Origin of the sequence: Shinella sp. WSC3-e (genome assembly GCF_945994535.1) — a bacterium.
GTDB classification, from domain to species: Bacteria; Pseudomonadota; Alphaproteobacteria; order Rhizobiales; family Rhizobiaceae; genus Shinella; species Shinella yambaruensis.
Map to the genome: position 1 here is coordinate 20,270 of NZ_OZ000540.1, position 21,317 is coordinate 41,586.

A 21,317-nucleotide genomic window follows, 5' to 3' on the forward strand; every position below is an offset into this window, starting at 1 on the left:
TCAAAAACCCTCGTTTATGACAAACGATCCATGGAAACCAACTATGTGTCTGACGGCCGAATATTCGCGACATGGAGCAGGGAACCTTACGCATCGAAAATCGGGCGGTCCCCGATCTTGTCCCCCTTGTATGGGATACTCCGGGAATTGAGGCGGCGATACCAAAGGATGCGGTCGGCCAGGCCGTTACCATGTTCGAGCCGCAGGAATGCGCCAACTACTTCAAATCTTGCGGATATGACCCCGAGTAATGTGGACGTGCTCTAGGTCACCCAGAGGGGCGCTCGCATCGAGTATAACCTTAAGCGCGATTGCTTCCGGTGAACCATCCTCCATATGTACGGGATGTACAGCCCACACAGACTTTTCGAGAACCACATTCTCAACAGAAACCTCATAAAGCCTACCCGACGCGAGCTCATCGAGGACAGTGCTCCTCATCACGATCGAAATGCCGAGACCAGCTCGAACTGCATGCTTCACAGCCTCAGTGCTCCCGACATTGAATGAGATTGGGAATTGCTCTGCCGCTTGGCCGAAGGCCTCGCGGAGCACGGATCCGGTACCGGTTCCACGTTCTCCGCCAATGAGGGACTCTTGAAATAACTCTGCCGCTTCAATTGTTTTTCGCGTCCTCCAATTATGCTGTGGGGATACGATTATTACCAGCTTTTCCTTCCGCCAAAGGCGGGCTTGATATCCTTTTCGATCGTCCCACCATTCGGTAAAGGCTAGATCAATCTCCTTCCTCAAGAGCTTTTCGATGATTTCAGGATTTGAGGCAACGGCCACCTCAGGTGGCCGGCCTTGAGCATCCTGTAAACGCTTCAAGTGGACTGGCAAAATATAGGTACCGATGTTAGTACTGGCACCCAACGTAATCCGGCCGCTGTGCAGGCGGTCCAGAGATCTCTTCGTGACGGTCAAAAGGCTGCGTGCGAATGGCAAGAATACGAGCCCTTGCCGAGTCGGCACACACTTGTCCTTCCTCCTCTCGACCAGCCGCACCCCTAGTATATCCTCCAATCGTTTCACATTATGTGAGACAGTCGGTTGGGATATCTGAAGCCGTCGCGACGCCTCGTGAAAGCTGCCAGTTTCGATTACCTCTATGAATGCTGCGACATGCGAAAGGCTAAACATTACTTTCTCTAATCAAGGAATTAGTTGAACCTCGTTAATTGCCGCACGAGGTCTTCGGCCTTGGACAAAATCTATAATGTTGTCAGCAGCCTCGTGCTCGATAGCCAAACGCGACTTCGCCACTGCTGAGCCTATGTGGGGTGTCAAGATCGAATCATGTTCGCGATTGAGGAGACCCCCGTGGACCTTGTCAGGCCGGTCGGGTCTGGCCCAGTCCTCCATCTCATAAACATCAGCGGCGTAGCCTCCCAAGCGCCCCGCCTGCAATGCAGCGACAACAGCCTCTTCATCAACCACGCTTCCGCGTGCAGGATTAATAAGAAGTGCTCCTTTGGGCATTTTGGCGAGTTGTTCAGCGCCGAGGAGATGCTTCGTTTCGGCCGAAAGCGGGAGTGCACACACAAGAAAGGTAGACGACGAGATCAACTGGTCAAATTCAAGAGGCTTTACGTTCAGTCTGATCTCATCGGCTTTGTCCAGGGATTGACGATCCCAGTACGACACAATGGCGCCGAAGGTACTTAGGCGCTGTGCTATAGCTTTTCCGATCGCTCCCATCCCTAAAATGCCGATTGCTGTGCCCTGCAGCCCAAGGCCGTAAAACCGAGGGCGCCAACCTTTGTAATCCCTCCTGACGCTCTTGTCGCCTGGCAGAATGTGCCGCCCAAGAGCAATCATCAGACCGATTGTAAGTTCGGCTGTCGGGTCAGTGAGAAGATCGGACACTATCGTGACGTGGACTCCACGCTGCGTGCAGGCTTCGATGTCGAAGTTATCGAAGCCTTTCAGCGCACATGCCACAAGTTGAAGATCGGGAGCGTGCGCGAGTACAGACGCGTCGATCATGTCCGGCATGAACGCCATCATCGCCTTGGCGTCGCTCAATTCTGCGAGCAGTTTCTCGCGGGGCCATGTATCATCAGTATCGTTGCAAACTAAACGAGCGTGGGGAGATAGCTTTGAGATAATCTCCTCGTGGACGCGATGGGTGATTACTACCTTTGGGAGCATTTAATTTATCCTTCTATTGCAGCTGGCGGCGGAGGAGAGCGCCGACCTGGTCAACGATGGTGACCATCAGAAGGACAACGAGCATGATCGCAAGAACCTCCTGATAATTCATGATCCGGAGGGATGTCATCAACTCGAAACCGATACCACCAGCTCCCACAGTGCCCAGGATTGTCGAGGCGCGGAAGTTGTACTCCCACCGATAGATGGTCACATCGGCCAATTGCGGTAGAACTTGTGGCAAGATCGCCCGCGTCACGATCTGGAACGGCGACGCACCAGCTGCGCGTGCGGCTTCTATAGGCGCATTATCGCAATGCTCGATCGCCTCCGCAAAGAACTTGCCCACCATGCCAACCGAGTGAAGACCAAGAGCCAGCACGCCTGGGAGCGCTCCAAATCCCACTGCCGCCACGAAGACGATGCCCATAATCAGCTCCGGGATCGACCGTAGACCATTCAACAATCCACGCGAGATCATATAGATGACAGCGTTGGGTGCTGTTTTCCCTGAGGCGAAAAAGCCAACTGGAAGTGATATCAGTACCGCGATCGCAGTCCCAGCTATACTCATCGCCAGAGTGTCGATGAGAGGGCTGATCCACTCCAAGCCTCGGTTGAAATCCGGGGGAAACATTTCCGTACCGAGCTGCCAGAGCGCAGGAAACCCAGATCCCAGACGCTCCAGATCAAGAAGACCGGAGTGATAACTGCTAACAATGATCACACACGCAATTGCCAACGCGATCACGCCAGCTCTGGTCCAAGCTTTGTTTTGATGTTGAAGGATAGAGTCGTAGTCGGCCGACGGCTGTGTCATCACATATCCTGGAAGAAAGGACGCAGGCCAGCGCCTGCGTCGAAAGGTGAGAAACTGTCTCGAACGCGCCTTACTGACTCAGGTCCAAGTTCAGCACTTTACCGAGCTCACGGACGACGTCGTAGGCTTTGTCATCGATCGGAGCGAACCCATCGGCTTTGAAGGATGCCAATACCTTTTCGTCTTTAAGGTCGATGAAGGCTTTGGTGATCGCCTCTTTCAACGAAGTGTCAAGATCCGACCGCATGGTCCAGGGGTACTGCGGGAACGGATCGGACTCGGCGAGGGCGATAACTTTCTTAGGATCAATGGTGCCACGAGCGACCATTGAATTGTAGATGGGCAACGAAAGTCCGCCAATCTGAGCATTGCCATTCTGCACTGCAATAGCCACGGCATCATGCGACCCTACGAAGTTCTCGCTATAGTCTTTTCCAGCCTCAACTCCGGCCTTAAGCAGCATAGATTTCGGGATAAGGTGGCTTGAGGTGGAAGCCACGTCCCCAAACGCGACCTTTTTCCCTTTTGCATCTTCAAGGCTTTCGATGCCAGCCTCTGCATTGGCGACAACTACAGCGCGATAGGTAGTTTCGCCATCCTTCATAACTGCTGCGAAAGGCTCGATATCAGCCTTGGTTTTCGCGAGCGTGTAAGAGAGCGGCCCGAAATAAGCCAACTCAAGCCGGCCGAAACGCATCGCTTCGATCATTGACGAGTAGTCGGTCGTTACGATCAGTTCAATCTCCCGACCGAGTGTCTTCTCAAGATACTCCTCGAGAGGACGATTGTTTTTGATGACAGTGGCGGCGTTCTCGTCCGGTAGCAACGCGACGCGCAATGTCTCTGGATTTGAGCCAGCATGCGCCAACGAACTCCAGCCAAGAACGGCGAGGAATGCGAGGGACAGAAGCTTCTTCATAATGCGGCCTCCATGGCAGCTAAAGGTTGATCATACTCGTAGTTGGACAAATCTTGTGTTGTGGTCGGATTTCTTGGGGCGCTGCGGTAGATCGACGCACACATTTGATCGGTCAGTTCGTCGACAGCGGCGTCCGCAACCACTTCCCCGTCGCGCATAGCAATGACCCGGTCGCCGAACCGGCGAGCTAGATCGATCTGATGAAGGCTGATCACAGCAGTGATGCCGTCGGCTGTGCATATTTCGCGAAGCTGCGACAGGACCTCGACAGCCGTTTCAGGGTCCAGACTTGCAACGGGCTCATCTGCAAGGACCAGTTGGGGCTTCTGGACCAGCGCGCGCGCAATGCCCACCCGTTGCTGCTGACCGCCGGATAGTTGATCCGCCCTGACGAGAGCCTTATCAAGAAGGCCTACGCGTTCAAGGCATTCCAACCCCAGCCTTCGATCCGAACGCGGCATAGGGAACAACGTACGCCAGCCAGAGTGGTAGCCCAGGCGGCCCGTCATGACGTTGTCGAGCGCGCTCAAGCGCCCTATGAGTTGGTGCTGCTGGAATATCATCCCAGTTCGCCTTCGGTGAATGCGAAGCTTAGTTTCCGCATCCAGAGCACCAATATCGTTAGAAGTGATCGAACCAGACGTCGGCGCAACCAAGCCGTTGAGTGTCCGGATGAGGGTAGATTTGCCTGCGCCGGATCTACCGAGGAGCACGACGAACTGACCCTGGTTGAACGTCAATGTCGTTGTCTTCAAAGCTTGGGTGCCGTTGGCATAGGTCACGGCAACTCCGTTCAGAGCCAGCATCACAATAATCCTGATCGTTAGTGGTGCATCGATTGAATATTTGCATCACTATGGGCGACATATGACGTCCGTTTATCAGGCTCGTGAAACTTCAATGACAGCACTTAAACTCAGCTCTACCTCCTCGCGTAGCTGCGATGGAGAAATTTCACCCAGAGCCGCCTGATCATGACGGCCCGGTCCCAATTCTACACCACCTTGACGGATGCTATCCCATATTCGGCCAGATAAACCGGCCCTTCTCCAGCCGCCGGGTAAAAAGGCAGGCGCCCAGACCATCATGCCAGATGATCTTCAAAATATCCGATCTGCGGCCCCTGAAGACGAAGAGATGCCCTGACAACGGATCATGCTGCAGAACCTCCTGCACCCGAAGCGCCAAGGAGGGAAAGCCACAGCGCATGTCCGTATATCCGCGCCTTCCTGGCGGGCACCCTTGATCCCGAATATTCCCGTCAGCTGACCGAGCAACTACGACAGGCAGGCGTCCCGGTTTGACCATGCCGTCGCTGGCAATTAATCTGAGCACGTGGCGGATGTTTGCAAGCAGACCCGGATGTTTGCGAGCACATTGGCAAAGAGCGTGAGCACGACGCCCGCTCCATTGTCAGATAATTCGAGCAGAAAATGCCGATGTTTGCGAGCAGAGGCGCTTATGTTGGCAAGCCGCTACACCTAGTAATTTGCGCGCGGCGCTGACCAGCGAGCATGTCCGCAGCAATGACCGTCTGGCCCGCTTTGTCGGCGTGGACGCCTATGAGGCCGCAGGCGGCAACGTGCTGCGCGATCTGTTCGCGGAGGACGACGCGACATTCTTCACCGATCGGCCATTGTTGTTGAGGCTGGTGGGCGAAAAACTGGAAACGGTCGCGGAAGAATTTTCGCCGCAGGGCTGGAAATGGGCGGAGATCAGCATCGACGGCGGCAGCATCCACAGCGCCGGATATGGCCGGATTTACCCGGAGCGCCGCGACCATACCGACGAGGAGCAGGCCGAATCGTCCGCTCTTGCCGAGGCTTTTGACGAGCTGGCCGCTCGGATCGAGGCCTATGCCGAGGGCGATCCTGAAATCGCGGCCGACGAGGCGCGGCTTGCCGAAATCGAACAGCGCATCGAGGCGATCAGGGACGCGACGGAAAGTTTTCGGCCGGAAGAACAGGCCCTTGCCGGTTGCCTTGTCGCAGTCGCCTATGACGGTTCCCTTCAGGTGACGCGCGGGCTTGTGAAGCCGGAGGACCGCAAGGCGCTGGACCGGCTGCGTGATGGTGCTCGGAATGGGGACGATGCTGGCGAGGCCCCTGCCCTGCCCGATGCGGCCGAGCCCGCCGAGCCGTCCGGATACTCCGCCACGCTCATCGAGGAACTGACGGCAGTCCGCACGGCAGCACTTCGCGTCGAACTGGCGAACCGTCCGGAGATCGCGCTTGCCGCCATGCTGCATCCGCTGGTGCTGCGCTGTTTCCATGACGGCTACCAGTATCTGCGCATGGATTCGGCCGTCGAGATCAGGGGCGAGCGCAAGGCGCTGGACCCCTGCATCAAGGAGCCGGAAGCCTGCCGAGCGCTTGCCGGCTGGAAAGAGATCGTGGGCGGATGGGGCCATCGTCTTCCCGGCGACCCAGCCGACCTTTGGGAATGGCTCATCGAACAGCCGACCGATGTCTTGACCGAGCTTCTGGCGGTGGTCACGGCGGCGAACCTCAATGCGGTGTCCGCCCGATATGACGCCAGCCGCAGCCGCATCGAACAGGCCGATCAGATCGCAAGAACCGTTGCTCTCGACATGCGCGCGTGGTGGACGCCGGATGCGGAATTCCTCGCCCACCTTTCCAAATCGACGATCGCCAGCATCATGCGCGAGGCCGGTTGCTCCGAGGATGCAGCCAGGGCGATCGAGCGCGCCCCAAAGGCCGAGGCGGTAGCGCAGGCGACAAGGGAACTGGACGGCAAGGGTTGGCTCCCCTCCCCGCTCACGTTGCCCGATGATGATGATGCCGCTCCGGCCGAGGACCGGAATAATGATGCCGATAATGACAGCACGACCGACACCATGCAGATCGCGGCCGAGTAAGCAGCAAGACTTCCTTGCACAACAGAAAACGCCCGGAGCGCACCGCTTCGGGCGTTTTCTATTGGCGCGGGGGCTGACCCGGGCCGGGATCGACCCGACCGGGTCAGACGAGGGGTGCCCCATAGCCCCGCCCCTCGTGCTCCCCTCCCACCCCTGGCCGAGATTGAGTCGGGCGCGATTCGTGCCTGATTTGCACCCGGCCAGTGTCGGCGGCGGAAGCGATACTTCATGTTTTCAACGACTTGAACCAAGGCATTGCAGAATCAGCGATTTTAGCGTTGCATGCAACACATGAGTCGCTTGGACCCTGCCACAGCCCGCGAGAGACTTATCGCTCATAGAGAGCGACGGCGCGCGGCTGGCCGGGTGCTGGTGACGACCGACCTTCCGGGGGACCTGGTTGCTCTTGTCGATCAGACCAAGGAAGAACGCGGCGCGTCAGCACGCGCGGCGATCATCGAGGAAGCATTGAGGTTTTATTTCGAGCAGAAGCAGAGGGCATAAAAGAAAAGCGCCCGACCGTTAGCAGCGGTCTGGCGCTTTTGGATTTCGGAACCGGCTAGATTGGAGGGCTCCCTAACTCTCCCCCAATTTAGCCGAGCAGACCCCGCCCCGCAAGAGTGATTCTTGCAGGGACCGGCGAAGCTTTGTCCGCCGTCCACAGTGTCATGCCCTCCCAGGACGGAGAGGACGAAGGACCATGTTTGAACAGATAGGGACGGTGCTCACGGGAGCGCCGGCCGGACGGGAGCGCACGCCCGTCCGAAGGCATAGCCGTGCAGCGGGACGCTGCGAGGGCGTATTCTGGCGCCGCACCGATCGTCAGGAGGTCCGCAAGATCCTTTTGGCGGCGCGGCGCTACGAGCTGGCGCTACGTCAACCCGGATCGCGCAATGGTCCGCTCGGCTCGGTGGCGATCGAGATACTCGAGCTCATGGGCAATCTGGTGAATTTTCGCACCGGCCGGCTCGATCCGTCGATTGAAACCCTCAAACGCTATCTCAGGCGCTCGCGTGACGCGATCGTCAATGCCTTGAAGAACCTTCGCGCCCACGGCTTCCTCGACTGGCTGCGCCGCTATGTGCCGACCGGCAACGAGGGCCGCGGCCCCCAGGTGCAGCAGACCAGCAACGCCTACCGCCTGTCATTGCCGGCGCGGGCTTTGCGGCTTCTCGGTCGCCGCGCCGAGGCCCCTCCCCTTCCCGATGACCACAGCGACGCCCTGGAAGCCCGTCAGGACGCGCTGAAGGCGCACCAGGACAGCCTGCCGCCCGATGAGCTGCCGCTCTTCGTGCTGGGCGATAGCCCCCTTGCTCAAAGCCTCGCGAGGCTAGGAAAGATGGTGAAAGAACGTGAGTCCGCCAAGCGGACTGAATCCCAACTTGGTTCTATTCCTATAAGGGAAAAATAGAAACGGACGCCGCTGTCCGGGCTGCTTACGCAGCCCTGCGGCGGTTCCGGCCCGCTTATAGGGCGGGCCGGGATGCGGAACCATCAAAAATAACCGCCAGCGACAGGACTCGCGGCAATGTCGAATGGGCTTTCGAAGAAGCTGCGGCAAGGGTAGTGCATAAATGTGATAGCGGATTACTAGCTGTTAGCATTTTATAAGCTGATTGCTAGTCGCGAATTAACAGCTTATAAATCAACTGCTGCTAACATGCTGCTAGCTATCAGATGACTGGAGGGCAAATGGCCGTCATATCGTTTGTTTCGAGCAAAGGCGGGGTCGGAAAAACGACTTCCGCCGTTGTGCTTGCCGGTGAGTTCGCGGCAGCCGGGCGCAAGGTTGCGTTGATCGACGCGGACCCCAACAGGCCGCTTGAAGCCTGGTCAAGGCTTCGGCCGCTGCCCGAAACCCTACGCATCATAGTCGATGACTCGGCCGAAACCATCATCGACACGATCGAGGACGCCCGCGCAGACGCGGATTTTGTGATTGTCGATCTTGAAGGCACGGCAACGGATCGCATCGGTTTTGCCGTCGCGCGCTCGGATTTGGTCCTGATTCCGCTGCAAAGCTCGGTTCTGGACGCGGCCGAGGCCGCGAAGTCGGTCAAGTTGGTCCGCCAAATGTGGAAGGTGGCGAACCGGGTAATCTCTTATCGCGTGTTCTTTACGCGCGTGCCGCCGGCGATCCGCGAGCGCACGGCACGCGACATAGAACGGCAGTTTTCCGGCGCTGCGGTTCCGGTGTTGCCGGCCACTTTGATCGACCGCGCGGCCTATCGAACTCTTTTTTCCCTGGGAGGCACGCTGCACGAGCTAGAAACGTCCGATGTGTCTGGACTGGTAACCGCCAAGGAAAACGCGCGCGAATACGCGCAAGCCGTCATCAATGCCACCAGGGGAGGGGACGCATGACCGGCGACGAAAAGAAGCGCGCCACGCTCGACTTTGGCGATGAGCTGGAAACGCCGCTGGTCCCGCCCGTCGATCCGAATGCGGTCAAGGCCGCCACACGCGCGGCGGGATTTCGCGAAACCCCGAAAGCCTCGGATCTGTTTCCATCATCTCCCGGCCGGCCGGCGCGCCGCACGCGGCGCAAGACAGGCCGCACAGAGCAGTTTGCGACACGGCTGCGCGCCGATACCCTCGAAGCGATCTACGCCTATGCCGACCGCCATGAGATCACGCTTGCCGAGACGATCGAGCGGGCAATGGCGGCTCTTAGAGACGATGAGGGGTGAATACCTTGAAGTGTAACGCTAAGTGCCATATATAGGCGGATGAGGAAATCGCGTGAGGGTTTTCAAAGGCAGCAGGTTTCAAAAGTTTGCCCGTAAGGAGAATATCTCCGACGCCATGCTGTGTGAAGCAGTAGAACGCGCTGAACGTGGCCTTATAGATGCCGATTTAGGAGCCGGTCTCATTAAGCAGCGGGTCGCACGGCCTGGCGCTGGAAAGTCTGGCGGCTTTCGGACGTTGATTTTCTTCCGAACGCAGACAAGGGCCGTTTTTGCCTTCGGGTTTGCCAAGAGTGACATAGCGAATCTCGAAGATGACGAAGAAGCGGCCTTCAAGAAGGCGGCGAAGCTGGTGCTAAGTTTTACCGATGCGCAGATGCACGCCGAAGTAATAGCCGGCCGACTGATAGAGGTGAATTGCAATGGCCAAGGGTTATAAAAGCGAGGCGATGGCGGCTATCCACGAGATGATGGAAGGCTTCCATCAGAGCGGCGCTATCGACAAACAGACAATGCGAGAGTTTGACGAGGCGTGCCTTACGGCTGTTGAAACGCTCGCGCCGGAGGAAATCCGCGCCATTCGGGAGCGTGAGCGTCTGTCTCAACCTGTTTTTGCCCGCTACCTCAATGTGAGTAAGGGTCTGGTGTCGGATTGGGAGCGCGGCGTGAAGAAGCCGGGAGGCCCGGCGTTGCGGTTGCTTACGGTGGTGCAGAAAAAGGGACTTCAAGCCATCGCTTAAGGTTCTGCATGTTGGTCAGCCGCCGGCGGAAGCCGCGATCGGCCCGGAGGCGACCGCGCTTTCGAATCGCGCCGTAGGTTGCCGGAGGGCCGTTCTCAGGAAGGACCCGGCGCTATTAGCGCCGGGTCCGTTTGCCCTCATCCCTGGTCAAATATGCCGCGGAATTCAGGATCGGCGTAATATTGCAGCTTGCCGGCGACGATCGGGCGTTGCCCGGCGATGAAGAGCAGTTCGGTATGCTGGGGGAGGTTGCGGACCTCATCGGGCGTGAGCAGCGGCCGGCCGACATGCTGTTCGCCGAAGGTGAGGCCGGACTTTTCGGAATCGAGCGCGCGGCTCATGGGCTTGAACACGACGGTCTCCTGGCCGAGCAGATCGGAGACGAGGCGGGCGCTTTCATGATCGTTGACGCCGAAGACCTGGAGGACGCCGGCGTTGGAGAGGAAGGTGCCGGCGCGCTGCCCGTAGGTGGCGCGAAGCTGGTGGACGTCCTGCAGGATCGGCCAGAGCTGGACGCCGTAGCCGGCCATGAGGCCCATGGCGCGCTCGACCGGCGCAAGATGACCGAGGGCTGCGAACTCATCGAGCAGATAGAGGACCGGCCTGGTCGACGCGTCGGCCGGCCGGGCGGGGGAGGTTGCGGCGGTCCTGGCCATGTCGGTGAGGCTTTGCGTGACGAGCAGGCGCAGCCATCTCGAATAGCTCCCGAGGCGATCGGGCGGCAGAACCAGGAAGACGGTCGCGGTATGGCGCTTGAGATATCCGAAGGCGAAATCCGACCGGCCGAGAACCGCGGTCATGCGCGGACTGTCGAGGAAATGGGTGTGGCGCTGCGCGGCCGACAGCACGCCGGCGGCTTCCCGGTCAGATTTGCCGAGATGACGGTTCGCGGCGCGGGCGATCAGGCCACCGGCCGCGGCTGACCGCTGCATTTCCTTCAGGAGCGCAGTGAAGGTTTCGGGGGCAAGGGTGAGGCATTCGCGCAGGGTGGCGAGCGTTCGCCTGTCCTTGGGCTCGTGGGCGACGATATGGAGGATCATCCCGGCGATCAGCGCCTTGGCTTCCTCATTCCAGTGCGCCTCGCCGACAGCGCCTGGCTCATCATGGACCAGGGCGTCGGCAAGGGTATTTACATCCTCTGCAAAATCGAGGCCGGCGGGATCGAGCGCATCGAGGGGATTGTAGGCGGCCGATGGTTTGCCGGTTACGCCAAAGGGATCGAGGACATAGACCGGCCCGAAGTTTCCTCGCGCGCGGCCAGCGATCCTGGCGTTCTCGCCCTTGGGATCGATGCAGATGATGGAGCGATCGGCGGTGAGCAGATTCGGGATGATCGTGCCGACGCCTTTTCCGGTGCGCGTCGGCGCCATCGTCATCAGGTGCGCGGGACCATCATAGCGCAGCAGCTTTCCGGTCTTTCCGTCGCGGCCGACGAGCAGGCCGGATTCCTGGCGGGTGAGGGGAGCGATTTCCGCCTTGGTGGCGAAGCGGGCGGTGCCATGCGTGTCGCCGTCCATGCCGCCGAAATGCTCGATCATGGGATTGGTCAGAAACCGGAAGGCGAGGACAACGAGAAAGGCGGTTATCACCACATCGGCGGCGATCCAAAGCAGGTCGCCCGGCTGCAGGCCGATCGCGTCCAGAAGGTATCTCGCGCCTAAGAACAGGGCGATGGCGACGATCAGAAAGAAGAAGCCGAGTTTCAGGACGTAGGGGCCGGCCCGAAAGGGAGCGGCGATCAGCGCGGCAATCGCCCACACGGGATCACGGGCGGTTTGGCGCATCATGTTCTTGAATGCTGCCCATGCAAAGGTTGCCTGGTTCACGATGCAGCTCCGTCGGTCCTCGGAGTGCCGGTAGGCGCGGCAAGCAGATCGTCGAACAACTCCTTGTCGGCATCGCGGGTGAGAAAGCCTGGCAGCTCGCGGCGCAACCAGTCGCCGAGGCGCTTTGAGAATTCCTCGTCACGATCGGATTCGAGGCGGTGCAGCACGAGCGCGCCGAGCAGGATCTTGCGGCGCGTGTCCCTGACGCGTTCCTGTTTGGAGAGCCTGGCCTGTAGCGTCTTTCGCTGCGCATCCAGTTGCGCCAGCCGTTCCTCGATTGATTTCCGGGCCATAGGCATTCGTCTCCTGCTTTTGTCGCCGACGTTCTAGCGAGACCTGTCCAGCAGGCCAACCGTTCCAGGTCATCAATCCACCATTTCCGCAATATCAAATGTCGAATTCGACAGTCTACATGTGATCCGCCAGCGCTGTTACAGCGCGCTACACCATAACGAAAAGAGCGAAGCGAAGGAAGTTTTAAGGGCGCACTTACGACTTGCTGCGCAAGTCAGTGCTTGATAGCCTGCGATTCGTTTTCGGGAACGCGCAATTTGGCGATCTATCATTGCAGCATGAAGCCGATCGCACGGGCTTCGGGAAGAAGCGCGGTCGCGGCGGCTGCTTACAGAACCGCGACGAAGATATTGAACGAGCGCGACGGCCTGGTGCATGACTTCACCCGCAAGGAGGGCGTCGAGCATTCCGAGATTGTTTTGCCTACGGGCTCAGATGCCGAATGGGCGCGCGATCGGGCGGCTTTGTGGAACGCGGCGGAGAAGGCGGAGGTTCGAAAAGACGCCCGTGTCGCCCGCGAGTTCGAGGTTGCCTTGCCGCATGAACTGTCGGCCGAGCAGCGGGTTGCGCTAACGCGGGACTTTGCCCAGGGCCTGGCCGATCGCTACGGGACGGCGGTGGATTTCGCCATCCATGAGCCGCACGGGGCAGGGGACATTCGCAATCATCATGCGCATGTGATGATGACGACGCGGCGGGTCGAGGCCGACGGGCTTGGCGACAAGACGGCGATCGAATTGAAGAACGCGCGGTTGCTTTCGGACGGTCAGCCGACTTCAATGATGCAGCTTCGGGAAATCCGGCAGTCCTGGGAGCATCATGCGAACGAGCATCTGGCGCGGGCCGGCATCGAGGCGCGTATCGACCATCGTTCTCACGCCGAGCGGGGCCTTGAGATCGAGCCAACCGAGCATATGGGCGTTCATGCCTCGCAGATGGACAGGCGGGGCCTGGCCGTATCCAGAACGAGGTTGGATGCTGAGGCGGCGACACGCAACGCCGAGCTGATCCGGAAAAAGCCGGAGCAGGTTCTTTCGCTCATCACGAACGAGAAGAGCGTGTTCGACCGGCACGACGTGGCGCGGGCGCTGCATCGCTATATCGACGATCCGGACGCTTTCAGAAATGCCTTTGCATCCGTCATGGCGTCGCCGGCGCTGGTCGAGTTGCAGCCGGAAAAGATGGACGGGCCGGAAGGAGCGGAACTGGCGCGCTATTCGACCCGCGAGATGGTCGAGATCGAGGGCCGCATGGCGGGAGCGGCGGAGCGGCTGTCGCAGTCTTACGGCTATGGTGTGGACCGCGCGCATGTCGGCCAGGCGCTCGACCGTCAGGATTCGGCGATCCGGGCGGGTGTGTTCGCCAGCACCGCCGGCCAGGTCGAGCGCGGTGAGATCGGCGCTGCGGGGCTCAGCAGCGAGCAGCGGGAGGCGATCGGGCACATCACCGGCCCGGAGCGCATCGCTGCCGTTGTCGGGCTTGCAGGGGCCGGCAAGAGCACGATGCTCGCAGCCGCGCGGGAAGCATGGGAGCGCCAGGGGTATCGCGTCCATGGTGCGGCGCTCGCCGGCAAGGCGGCCGAGGGGTTGGAGGAATCGAGCGGCATTGCGTCCCGAACGCTGGCGTCATGGGAATATGGCTGGCAGGCAGGCAAGGGTGAGATCGGCCGCGGCGACGTGTTCGTCATCGACGAGGCCGGCATGGTCGGATCGCGTCAGCTCGCCCGCTTCGTCGGCGAGGCCGAGCGATCCGGTGCGAAACTGGTCCTGGTCGGCGATCATGAGCAGCTTCAGGCGATCGGCGCCGGCGCGCCGTTCCGGGCGATCGCCGAGCAAATAGGCTTTGCCGAATTGCAAGATGTGCGCCGGCAGCGCGAGGACTGGAGCCGAGAGGCGTCGGTTTCGTTCGCCAGGCACCGCACGGCCGAGGGGCTTGCCGCCTATGCGGAGCGGGGAGCTATCCGGTTTGCCGACACCCGGGAAAACGCTCGAGCCGACATCGTGCGCGATTACATGGCCGATCTCGAGCAGCGGCCTCAAGCGAGCCGGGTGGCGATGGCGCACCGGCGTGTCGATGTCCGGGCTCTCAACGCCGACATTCGATCCGCGCGCCAGGAACGCGGGCAGTTGGCCAAGGGTGAAGCCGCCGGCGAGATCAGTTTCCAGACCAATGCCGGGAAGAGAGAATTCGCCGCCGGCGACCGCATCGTGTTTTTGCAGAACGATCGCGAGCTTGGCGTTAAGAACGGCATGCTCGGCACCGTCAGTCATGTGGAAACGGGTCGGCTCACGGCCGAGCTGGACGGATCGAGGGGAGGGCCAGGGGGAGGAGAAATCCGGAGCGTTTCCATATCGACGCGGGATTATGCCGCCTTCGATCATGGCTATGCGACGACGATCCACAAAACTCAAGGGTCGACCGTCGATCGGGCGTTTGTGCTGGCGTCCGGCACGATGGACCGGCATCTGACTTATGTGGCGATGACGCGGCACCGCGACAGCGTTCAGCTCCATGCCGGCCGTGACGAGTTCAAGGACGAAAAGGCGTTGTCGGCCACGTTCAGCCGGGCCGGTCTCAAGGAAACCACGCTCGATTACGCTAAAGCCTACGCCGAACGGCGCGGCCTCGCCGAAGAGCTTGGCATTCGCAGCGAGATCGAGATTCCGCAGGCCAGACAGCAGGCACGGCAACGGGAGGTTTCGTCGCATGTGATTGAAACGGTCCCGACCCGCTTGGGCGGGGGGCTTGGGAAGCAGAGCCGGGACCAAACTCACGAAACCGCGAGCGGCGGGAAGGTGGGATGGGCCGGTGTCGAAAACAAGGCCGAGGATCTCCCCGGCGACCGCCAGGAGTCGCCGAAACGGGTGGCCAAGTTCGCCGGCCTTCGGCTTTCGCGCGGCCCGGAGCAGGGGAACCAGCAGCGCCAGGGGCCGGACCGCTTTGCCGGCGTGTCATTGCCAGCCGGGAAGGGGAGGGAGACGGCAGAACCGTTGCGATCGAGGATGCAGGACGGGTTTGCGGTTGCGGTCGACCGCTACGCCCAGGCGCTTCACGCGGCCGAACGCATGGCAGCGAAAGACCTTCCCATCCTCGAACACCAGAAGCTCGATTTACAGAAGGCCGGCGCCGCGCTCGACCAGGAACGGCTTGGCGCGGTCAGCACCATGCGTTCGGCCTTCCGGCACGATCCGGAGATGGGCCGCGCGATGGCGGAATTTTCGGGCCGGGAGCGCACAGCGCAGCTCGTCGCCGGTATTGAGCGCGAGGAAGGTTTGCGAGCCGATCCGAACGTGCGGGCCGAGCGCCTGGTTCAGCGCTGGACCGAGCTCGAAACACAGCACAAGGCGCTTTCAGGTTGGCAGCACGACGCCGAGCGTAAGCAGGTGGAAGGCCAGATGAAAAAGGTGGCGCATACGATCGGCCGCGACCCGCAAGCCGAGGCCGCCATGAAATCGCAGGCCGAAAAACTCGGCATCGGCCGGGACAGCACGCTTGGCCAGGCGTTGCAGGAGCGGCAGGCGGCCCAGATGCTTGAGCAGAAGCTGTCGCAGGGGCTTCGCCTCAGCCGCGGCATCGAAATGGAACGATAGGGCAGGGCGGTCAGGAGAAGGCATGGCGGAAGAAACGCAGCACGGGCAGGACCGGCACGGCGACGAGGAGCAGGACGAGGCGGCACGCGCTTTCGATGATCTTCGCGCCGAAATCAACGTGCAGCGGCGGGCGATCGAAGCCCTGTTCGACCAGCTCGAATCCGCCCGCCCGCCCGATTACGCGCCGACCCTCGGCGTCATCTCCGAGCGGATCGGTGAGGTCGAGGAACGCCTTGCATCCTATGAAGAGCACCCCGCCCTGAAACTCACGCCCGAACAGCACGGCCGCGCCGTCGCGTCGGCCGGGGCCGAACTTCTGCGCAATGCCGTTCAGGCCTTCGACCGTGAAGCGCGCGAGACGGAGCGCGAGCGTCACCAACTCGCCCGGATGATCGGCACGGTGCGCGATCGGCGTCAGCAGCGCCGGGCGCTCGCCTGGACAGCCGTCGCGTCGCTCGTCGCCGGCCTGGTGCTGTTCCCGCTGGTCGCCGCCCTCGCGCCAGGCGGCGGCTATCTCGCCGCGCTCGCCACCGGTAACGCCGATCGCTGGACGGCCGGCAGCGACCTCATGTATGCCGCCGACCCCGAGGGCGCCCGCAACCTGGTTTACACATCCACCCTACTACAGGAGAACGCCGAGGCGATCCGGGCTTGCCGGGATGCGGCGCGGCAGACAGGAACGGCGCAGACATGTGAGGTTTCAGTGCCGGCGCCGTAACGTCGCAAAAATCCTAGCATTCGCGACAAAATCACGGGCGCTGATTTCTCAGGGGAAATTCCGTCGCAAAAGTCAGGGGCAAAAGTCAAATTTGTGCGACAGACTTTTGCGACACTTCGAGGCTTGGATTCCGGGCCGCTGCGAACGCCGGCCGCGCTCTATCATTTTAGTAGAAGCATGGCCGGCCAGCCATTGGCCTGAGCTATACCTCACCTAACGGGCACGATCGTTAAGAGCTTGGATTTGCTAGTTTGGGCCAAGGAGATAGACGCTCGAACGTGCGGGAAGCGCGCAAAACCAAGCCGTCATCGAGACGCCTTCCGATAATCTGCATCCCGATCGGGAGGCCGTCATGAGAAAATCCACACGGAACGGATGCGGCGGGATTTCCTGTGAAGTTGAAGGGATAAGTCAGGAACCAGCCCAGAAGGCGATTAATCGACGCGCCGTTGATCGTACCGGGTGGCCCATTCTCTATAGAAAAGGCGGGAACCGCTGTTGTTGGGCAGATCAACACATCATACTTCTCAAAAATAGAGCACAGCCTGCCCCAAACGACTTCGCGGACGAGATTTGCCCGGCCAAACTCGACGGCGCTCAATTCTCTGCCTCGTTCGATCAGGCCCTGAACCACCGGCTCCAGCATCGAGAATTCGCGGTCCGTAATGCCGGAATAGACCGTCGCCAACTTTGCGCACCACAGGGTGAAGAAAGCCGCCTCTAAGTCACCGTCGAAGCCCACCTCCACCTCGTCAACGACGCAACCTAGCGCCGAAAACGCCTCTGTGGCCCGCGTACAGGCTAGCTTCACCTCATCGGACACCTCAAAATATCCCAAATTCATGCTGAATGCCACTCGCAGGCCGGCAACACCGTGGTCAAGAGATATCAGCGCATCCTGGTCGGCTGGGACGGAAAACGGATCGGAGCTGTCGGCTCCGACCATCGCCTGATACAGTAACGCGGCATCGCCCACGCTTCGCGCCAGGGGACCATTGTGGAAAAATGGAGTGTGGCTGGAGAACGGACCGGCGACATCGGGCACTCGCCCGTAGCTTGGTTTGAAGCCGAAGATTCCGCACATACTCGCCGGGATTCGGATCGATCCCGCGCCATCGCTACCCTCTGCAAACGGGACCAATCCCGCAGCTACAGCAGCTGCTGAGCCGCCACTCGATCCGCCAGGAGTCCGATCAAGACGCCACGGGTTGCGAGTCGGGCCGAAAATGAGATTATCGGTCTCGCCTTTATGCCCAAACTCCGGAGTATTTGTTTTGCCAATGAGAATGGCTCCGGCTTTCTTGAGCCTCCTGACGAGTTCAACGTCCTCAGTTGGCACGGCGTTTTCGAAAAGACGTGAGCCGCGGGTGGTTCGAACTCCCTTAGTCGGTGTCAAATCCTTGAGCGCTACCGGCAGGCCGTGGAGCGGTCCGATCGGAGACCCGCTTCTGAAGGCTTGATCGGCTTGCGCCGCCGCAGCGAGCGCCGCTTCGTGTAGGACGGTGCAAAATGCATTTATCTTTGGATTGATATCATCGATCCTTTTCAAGAAAGCGGATGTAACTTCCAGGCATGAGAGCTCGCGCTCGCGAATCAACCCGGCTAATACCTGTGCAGGCTTCGTCGTAATCTCGTCGATACACGTCATCTTGCTATCCCGTCATGTTGGAAGTGATTGGCTTGCAGGAGTATCGGCCGGCGCTTCTACTCCGCCATAGAGCTGCAAGGTAACATCGCGGAACTCTCGCGCTGCGGGCGCCATGTCTCCGGGCCGCTGAACCAGAAGAGTTTTGAGCCAAATCGGGCGGGCCAATTCCGCTACCGTAGCGCCCGCTGCAGAAGCGAGCTCCCCGACAAATCTCGGTAGAATTGCAGCCCCCGCGCCGGAGACGACGAGTGGAACGTATGCTTCCCGGTATTCAATTCGAACAGCGATTGCATTCTGCATCAGATCCGGATAGTTCGCCCGAAGCTCCAAGTATGGAGGCGATGTTTCCCACCACGGCCCCACGATCAGGCCATGTGCCACGACGTCCTCAAGTGAAATCACGCCATTGTCTGCGATAGGCGTTTCGGGTGGCAGAACCCCGACATAATCTTGGTGCGCAAGAGGATGTGCGATCAGGCCATGCGCAAGTTCGCTATCGTCAGTGAACCCTAGCTCGCACCGACCATCCCGGACCATTTCAGCGACTTCCGGTATGCGCGCCCAAGTGGGACCTTTGATGTGTATCGTTACGGCGGGATGTTTCTTCCGGAATGCACCAACAACCGCGCCGACCGGCCATTCGGCGAGCGGGGGAAAAGTCGCTATGTCCAGTCGCCCGCCTGCCAGGCCCATCACATCTGCAACAACCGCACGAATTGTGCCGAGATCCCTTAGCGCTTGCCGCGCCGGTGTTAGGGCGGCGTGGCCCGCTGCGGTAAGATTCGCATGACGGCCGGTGCGCAGAAACAGCTTGGTACGGAGTTCTCTCTCTAACTGCCCGATGGCTTGCGAAATTGCCGACTGGGTCACGTTCAGTGCTGCCGACGCACGCCCAAATCCGCCGTGCTCTGCGACTGCAACGAAGTATTCCAGTTGTCGGCGCTCCATGGAACCATTCCAGCGACTGTTCAGACCATCTAGTCACATTCCGGAGGAAATCGGTGTCATTACCAGCCTCGGATTGTGACGACGATACCCGAAAGCAATGCGAAGGCGAGAACGAGAGTTCGAACGAGGGGACCATCGATCCTGTGGTGAACAAGGCTGCTCAGCAGCACACCAAGGCCCAGGACAGGAAGAAGGAGCAAAGCGATTCGGATTTGCTCGCCATCGATTTGACCTGAAGCCGCAAGCACGACGAGAGAGAGAATCTCCCCCAGCAGAAAACATGTCGCAATCGTTGAGCGTAGTACCGGTGCAGGTCGATGTTGGTAGGCCAGGGCCAGTGGCGGTCCGCCAATTCCTGTGGCCGTCTCGGTCACTCCCGTGATGGCACCAACCGCGATCAACGCTCGGCTGCCCGGTTTGAACGGTGAGACAATCAGAGAGGCTGATGCAGCGAGGATCGTAGATACCCCGACAAGGAGGTTGAGGCTGTTAAGAGGGATGGCAAGAAGCAGCCACAACCCGCCTGCTGTGCCTGCCACACGTCCTGCCATGATCCACGCCGCGCCCTTAACATCGACGGCGCGGCGCTCCCGCCATGCCACAAATAGGTTCAATGGAATCATCAAAACGAGAATCAGAACAGGGAGTAATTGCGGGTTAATCAACCCGATAACTGGAGCCGCAATCAATGCAAACCCGAGCCCTGTTGCGCCTTGGACGAATGCAGCAATAAATATTACCAGCCCCGACAGAACGAGAAGGTTACCACTCACTGCATTTGCCTTTCGAACCAAAATGATTCTTTTAACTTGCTTCGCCCTGAAGCGGGTGGACCGAATGAGCGCGTCGACCACCGCGTCACCATCGAAGAGGGAACAGTCCGGCAGCATTCCGCGCCTAGCAGCTGGTTCATCGACCAAAAATCGGGGGCACGCAGTCGAGGATCGCGCGTGCCCCACTGATCGGTCCGTTCAGAAGTTAGGGTATTACCGGGCTTGTCGCAAACATTTTCGGAGCGCGCAATTATCCACTGAGCGTCCTCGTTTTCATGCTTTGTTAACCTTTTGTAGTCCGAAGAGGTGCGCGAGCAGATCGTTCTGATCATTTACGGTCCACACGCCGGAAAAGCCGAAGCCCTTCTTCAGCCAGAGCATGGCTTCGAAGCCTGCGATTGTCCGACGCGCCGTTTTGAAGGATTGGAAGCCGCCGATCTTGGGCATGTTCTTCTTAACCCGAAAATGGTCACTCTCGATGCGTTGTTGGAGATGCTTTGTGACGTAGTGCACGGGGTTGGGCTGAAGCAGACCATCATCTACCGATGCTTTAATCGCGGATGGGAAGGTATTCGCTCCATCCGTGCCGATCTTCTTAGGCGATAACAGGGGCTCGTCTTTGAGCATTTTGCGGAAGAACCTCTTTGCAGCATCCAGGTCGCGCCTGGCCGCCAGCAGGAAATCCATCGGGTTTCCATGCTTATCGATCGCCCGGTACAGATAGCGCCACTTGCCGCGGATCTTCACGTACGTTTCGTCGATCCGGATCGAACCACAATGCGGGCGTCGGAACTGGCGAAGCCGCTTCTCGATCATCGGCGCATAAGCCAAAACCCAGCGGTTGACAGTGCTGTGATCGACCTCGAAACCACGTTCCCGAAACATCTCCTCAAGGTCTCGATAGCTGAGCGGATAGCGCAGATACCAGGCCACCGCCTGCATGATGAGCCATGCCTCGAAATGCCGACCTTTGAAGTCGTCCTTTGATTGGCGCTTCAGCTTGTCGGCAATGGCATTCAGAATCATGGCTACGCTCCGCTACATTGGGAGCGGCAATTTCTCCGCTGGTGGTCAACAGGCCGTTAACCAAGAAAATTTGCGACAGGCCCTCCATGCCGGTGCGGGTCACCAGCCCCATGAAGCGATAGCTCTTGCCGTCGATATGGGCCATGCCCGCCATCGATTGGTTCTTGCCGGTCCAGTGCGTCGGCCAGGATTGGGTCAGCTCATCGGTATGCGACCAGACGCTCATGAAGGGGTCGTGGACGATGAGTGGCGTGGCCGGCGCACGGCCCGAACGGGGATCGGTCATTTTTGGAATC

Annotated in this window: 21 protein-coding genes and 1 pseudogene; 9 read left to right on the top strand and 13 right to left on the bottom strand. The window is 59.8% G+C overall.

The genetic code is table 11. The annotated features are described in order from the left end of the window. Positions 1-222: 222 nt before the first annotated feature. The 6 genes and pseudogenes from AABF56_RS37615 to tnpB form a co-directional block, all read right to left on the bottom strand. Positions 223-1,143, bottom strand: coding sequence for a LysR family transcriptional regulator (locus tag AABF56_RS37615; protein WP_003501100.1), 921 nt, complete (start codon positions 1,141-1,143; stop codon positions 223-225). A 12-nt stretch (positions 1,144-1,155) separates the two neighbouring features. Further along, positions 1,156-2,154 (bottom strand): phosphonate dehydrogenase, encoded by a 999-nt coding sequence (locus AABF56_RS37620; protein ID WP_003501101.1) that lies wholly within the window; start codon positions 2,152-2,154, stop codon positions 1,156-1,158. A 13-nt stretch (positions 2,155-2,167) separates the two neighbouring features. After that, positions 2,168-2,974 carry a phosphonate ABC transporter, permease protein PhnE gene (gene phnE, locus AABF56_RS37625; RefSeq protein ID WP_006473411.1) on the bottom strand — a complete coding sequence of 269 codons (807 nt, stop codon included), beginning with the start codon at positions 2,972-2,974 and terminating at the stop codon, positions 2,168-2,170. A 70-nt stretch (positions 2,975-3,044) separates the two neighbouring features. Next, positions 3,045-3,893: a phosphate/phosphite/phosphonate ABC transporter substrate-binding protein gene (phnD, locus tag AABF56_RS37630; RefSeq protein WP_046802286.1), complete on the bottom strand. Its 849-nt coding sequence runs from the start codon at positions 3,891-3,893 to the stop codon at positions 3,045-3,047. Continuing rightward, complete coding sequence (phnC, locus tag AABF56_RS37635) at positions 3,890-4,699, bottom strand: phosphonate ABC transporter ATP-binding protein (RefSeq protein WP_006473175.1); 810 nt, start codon at positions 4,697-4,699, stop codon at positions 3,890-3,892. Before phnC ends, phnD begins: the two co-directional genes overlap by 4 nt. Before the next feature lie 220 nt (positions 4,700-4,919). After that, positions 4,920-5,102 (bottom strand): annotated as a pseudogene (tnpB, locus tag AABF56_RS37640) (IS66 family insertion sequence element accessory protein TnpB); the annotation flags it as partial. 280 nt (positions 5,103-5,382) lie between these two features. Between tnpB and AABF56_RS37645 the strand changes: the two are divergent. The 7 genes from AABF56_RS37645 (at position 5,383) to AABF56_RS37675 (ending at position 10,198) form a co-directional block, all read left to right on the top strand. Beyond that, positions 5,383-6,771: a hypothetical protein gene (locus tag AABF56_RS37645; protein WP_272792272.1), complete on the top strand. Its 1,389-nt coding sequence runs from the start codon at positions 5,383-5,385 to the stop codon at positions 6,769-6,771. Positions 6,772-7,137: 366 nt separating this feature from the next. Next, positions 7,138-7,275, top strand: coding sequence for a ribbon-helix-helix protein, CopG family (locus AABF56_RS37650; protein ID WP_272809707.1), 138 nt, complete (start codon positions 7,138-7,140; stop codon positions 7,273-7,275). A 196-nt stretch (positions 7,276-7,471) separates the two neighbouring features. Then, complete coding sequence (locus tag AABF56_RS37655) at positions 7,472-8,182, top strand: helix-turn-helix domain-containing protein (RefSeq protein ID WP_272792270.1); 711 nt, start codon at positions 7,472-7,474, stop codon at positions 8,180-8,182. 281 nt (positions 8,183-8,463) lie between these two features. Beyond that, on the top strand, positions 8,464-9,135 hold the full coding sequence (locus AABF56_RS37660) for a ParA family protein (RefSeq protein WP_272792269.1): 672 nt from the start codon (positions 8,464-8,466) through the stop codon (positions 9,133-9,135). Next, positions 9,132-9,461, top strand: a complete 330-nt coding sequence (locus AABF56_RS37665) for a stability/partitioning determinant (RefSeq protein WP_272792268.1) — start codon at positions 9,132-9,134, stop codon at positions 9,459-9,461. The genes AABF56_RS37660 and AABF56_RS37665 overlap by 4 nt, the downstream gene beginning before the upstream one ends. Positions 9,462-9,513: 52 nt before the next feature. Continuing rightward, positions 9,514-9,897, top strand: a complete 384-nt coding sequence (locus tag AABF56_RS37670; RefSeq protein ID WP_272792267.1) for a type II toxin-antitoxin system RelE/ParE family toxin — start codon at positions 9,514-9,516, stop codon at positions 9,895-9,897. Beyond that, on the top strand, positions 9,881-10,198 hold the full coding sequence (locus AABF56_RS37675; RefSeq protein WP_272792266.1) for a helix-turn-helix domain-containing protein: 318 nt from the start codon (positions 9,881-9,883) through the stop codon (positions 10,196-10,198). Before AABF56_RS37670 ends, AABF56_RS37675 begins: the two co-directional genes overlap by 17 nt. A 137-nt stretch (positions 10,199-10,335) precedes the next feature. Here AABF56_RS37675 and AABF56_RS37680 read toward each other — a convergent pair whose 3' ends face one another. Continuing rightward, on the bottom strand, positions 10,336-11,985 hold the full coding sequence (locus AABF56_RS37680) for a type IV secretory system conjugative DNA transfer family protein (protein ID WP_272792265.1): 1,650 nt from the start codon (positions 11,983-11,985) through the stop codon (positions 10,336-10,338). Positions 11,986-12,020: 35 nt separating this feature from the next. Beyond that, positions 12,021-12,317 carry a mobilization protein gene (locus AABF56_RS37685; protein WP_272792264.1) on the bottom strand — a complete coding sequence of 99 codons (297 nt, stop codon included), beginning with the start codon at positions 12,315-12,317 and terminating at the stop codon, positions 12,021-12,023. 258 nt (positions 12,318-12,575) lie between these two features. Here AABF56_RS37685 and traA point away from each other — a divergent pair, with 258 nt between their 5' ends. Both traA and AABF56_RS37695 read left to right on the top strand, forming a co-directional pair. Beyond that, positions 12,576-15,908: a Ti-type conjugative transfer relaxase TraA gene (gene traA / locus AABF56_RS37690; protein ID WP_272792263.1), complete on the top strand. Its 3,333-nt coding sequence runs from the start codon at positions 12,576-12,578 to the stop codon at positions 15,906-15,908. Between the two features lie 22 nt (positions 15,909-15,930). Continuing rightward, the gene (locus AABF56_RS37695; protein WP_272792262.1) at positions 15,931-16,626 is read left to right on the top strand and encodes a DUF6118 family protein; all 696 of its coding nucleotides are present in this window, start codon (positions 15,931-15,933) and stop codon (positions 16,624-16,626) included. A gap of 229 nt (positions 16,627-16,855) precedes the next feature. Here the strand turns inward: AABF56_RS37695 and AABF56_RS37700 are convergent, their stop codons facing one another. From AABF56_RS37700 to AABF56_RS37720, 5 genes are all read right to left on the bottom strand, one after another. Then, entirely contained in the window at positions 16,856-18,274 is a 1,419-nt protein-coding gene (locus AABF56_RS37700) for an amidase (RefSeq protein ID WP_272792261.1), read from the bottom strand. Positions 18,275-18,286: 12 nt separating this feature from the next. Then, positions 18,287-19,222: a LysR family transcriptional regulator gene (locus AABF56_RS37705; protein ID WP_272792260.1), complete on the bottom strand. Its 936-nt coding sequence runs from the start codon at positions 19,220-19,222 to the stop codon at positions 18,287-18,289. A gap of 59 nt (positions 19,223-19,281) precedes the next feature. After that, positions 19,282-20,112, bottom strand: coding sequence for a sulfite exporter TauE/SafE family protein (locus tag AABF56_RS37710; protein WP_272792259.1), 831 nt, complete (start codon positions 20,110-20,112; stop codon positions 19,282-19,284). A gap of 156 nt (positions 20,113-20,268) precedes the next feature. Then, entirely contained in the window at positions 20,269-20,994 is a 726-nt protein-coding gene (locus AABF56_RS37715; protein WP_272792201.1) for an IS6 family transposase, read from the bottom strand. After that, positions 20,885-21,307 (bottom strand): DUF4964 domain-containing protein, encoded by a 423-nt coding sequence (locus tag AABF56_RS37720; protein WP_272792137.1) that lies wholly within the window; start codon positions 21,305-21,307, stop codon positions 20,885-20,887. The genes AABF56_RS37715 and AABF56_RS37720 overlap by 110 nt, the downstream gene beginning before the upstream one ends. Positions 21,308-21,317 lie beyond the last annotated feature (10 nt).

Excerpts from the sequence above, each read along its gene's own strand:
- phnE (WP_006473411.1), bottom strand. The coding sequence starts at position 2,974 with ATGACACAGCCGTCGGCCGACTACGACTCTATCCTTCAACATCAAAAC.
- AABF56_RS37615 (WP_003501100.1), bottom strand. The coding sequence starts at position 1,143 with ATGTTTAGCCTTTCGCATGTCGCAGCATTCATAGAGGTAATCGAAACT.
- AABF56_RS37680 (WP_272792265.1), bottom strand. The coding sequence starts at position 11,985 with ATGATGCGCCAAACCGCCCGTGATCCCGTGTGGGCGATTGCCGCGCTG.
- AABF56_RS37620 (WP_003501101.1), bottom strand. The coding sequence starts at position 2,154 with ATGCTCCCAAAGGTAGTAATCACCCATCGCGTCCACGAGGAGATTATC.
- AABF56_RS37685 (WP_272792264.1), bottom strand. The coding sequence starts at position 12,317 with ATGGCCCGGAAATCAATCGAGGAACGGCTGGCGCAACTGGATGCGCAG.
- phnC (WP_006473175.1), bottom strand. The coding sequence starts at position 4,699 with ATGCTGGCTCTGAACGGAGTTGCCGTGACCTATGCCAACGGCACCCAA.
- AABF56_RS37695 (WP_272792262.1), top strand. The coding sequence starts at position 15,931 with ATGGCGGAAGAAACGCAGCACGGGCAGGACCGGCACGGCGACGAGGAG.
- AABF56_RS37710 (WP_272792259.1), bottom strand. The coding sequence starts at position 20,112 with ATGCTGCCGGACTGTTCCCTCTTCGATGGTGACGCGGTGGTCGACGCG.
- AABF56_RS37655 (WP_272792270.1), top strand. The coding sequence starts at position 7,472 with ATGTTTGAACAGATAGGGACGGTGCTCACGGGAGCGCCGGCCGGACGG.
- AABF56_RS37665 (WP_272792268.1), top strand. The coding sequence starts at position 9,132 with ATGACCGGCGACGAAAAGAAGCGCGCCACGCTCGACTTTGGCGATGAG.
- AABF56_RS37720 (WP_272792137.1), bottom strand. The coding sequence starts at position 21,307 with ATGACCGATCCCCGTTCGGGCCGTGCGCCGGCCACGCCACTCATCGTC.
- AABF56_RS37705 (WP_272792260.1), bottom strand. The coding sequence starts at position 19,222 with ATGGAGCGCCGACAACTGGAATACTTCGTTGCAGTCGCAGAGCACGGC.
- AABF56_RS37675 (WP_272792266.1), top strand. The coding sequence starts at position 9,881 with ATGGCCAAGGGTTATAAAAGCGAGGCGATGGCGGCTATCCACGAGATG.
- AABF56_RS37700 (WP_272792261.1), bottom strand. The coding sequence starts at position 18,274 with ATGACGTGTATCGACGAGATTACGACGAAGCCTGCACAGGTATTAGCC.
- AABF56_RS37660 (WP_272792269.1), top strand. The coding sequence starts at position 8,464 with ATGGCCGTCATATCGTTTGTTTCGAGCAAAGGCGGGGTCGGAAAAACG.
- phnD (WP_046802286.1), bottom strand. The coding sequence starts at position 3,893 with ATGAAGAAGCTTCTGTCCCTCGCATTCCTCGCCGTTCTTGGCTGGAGT.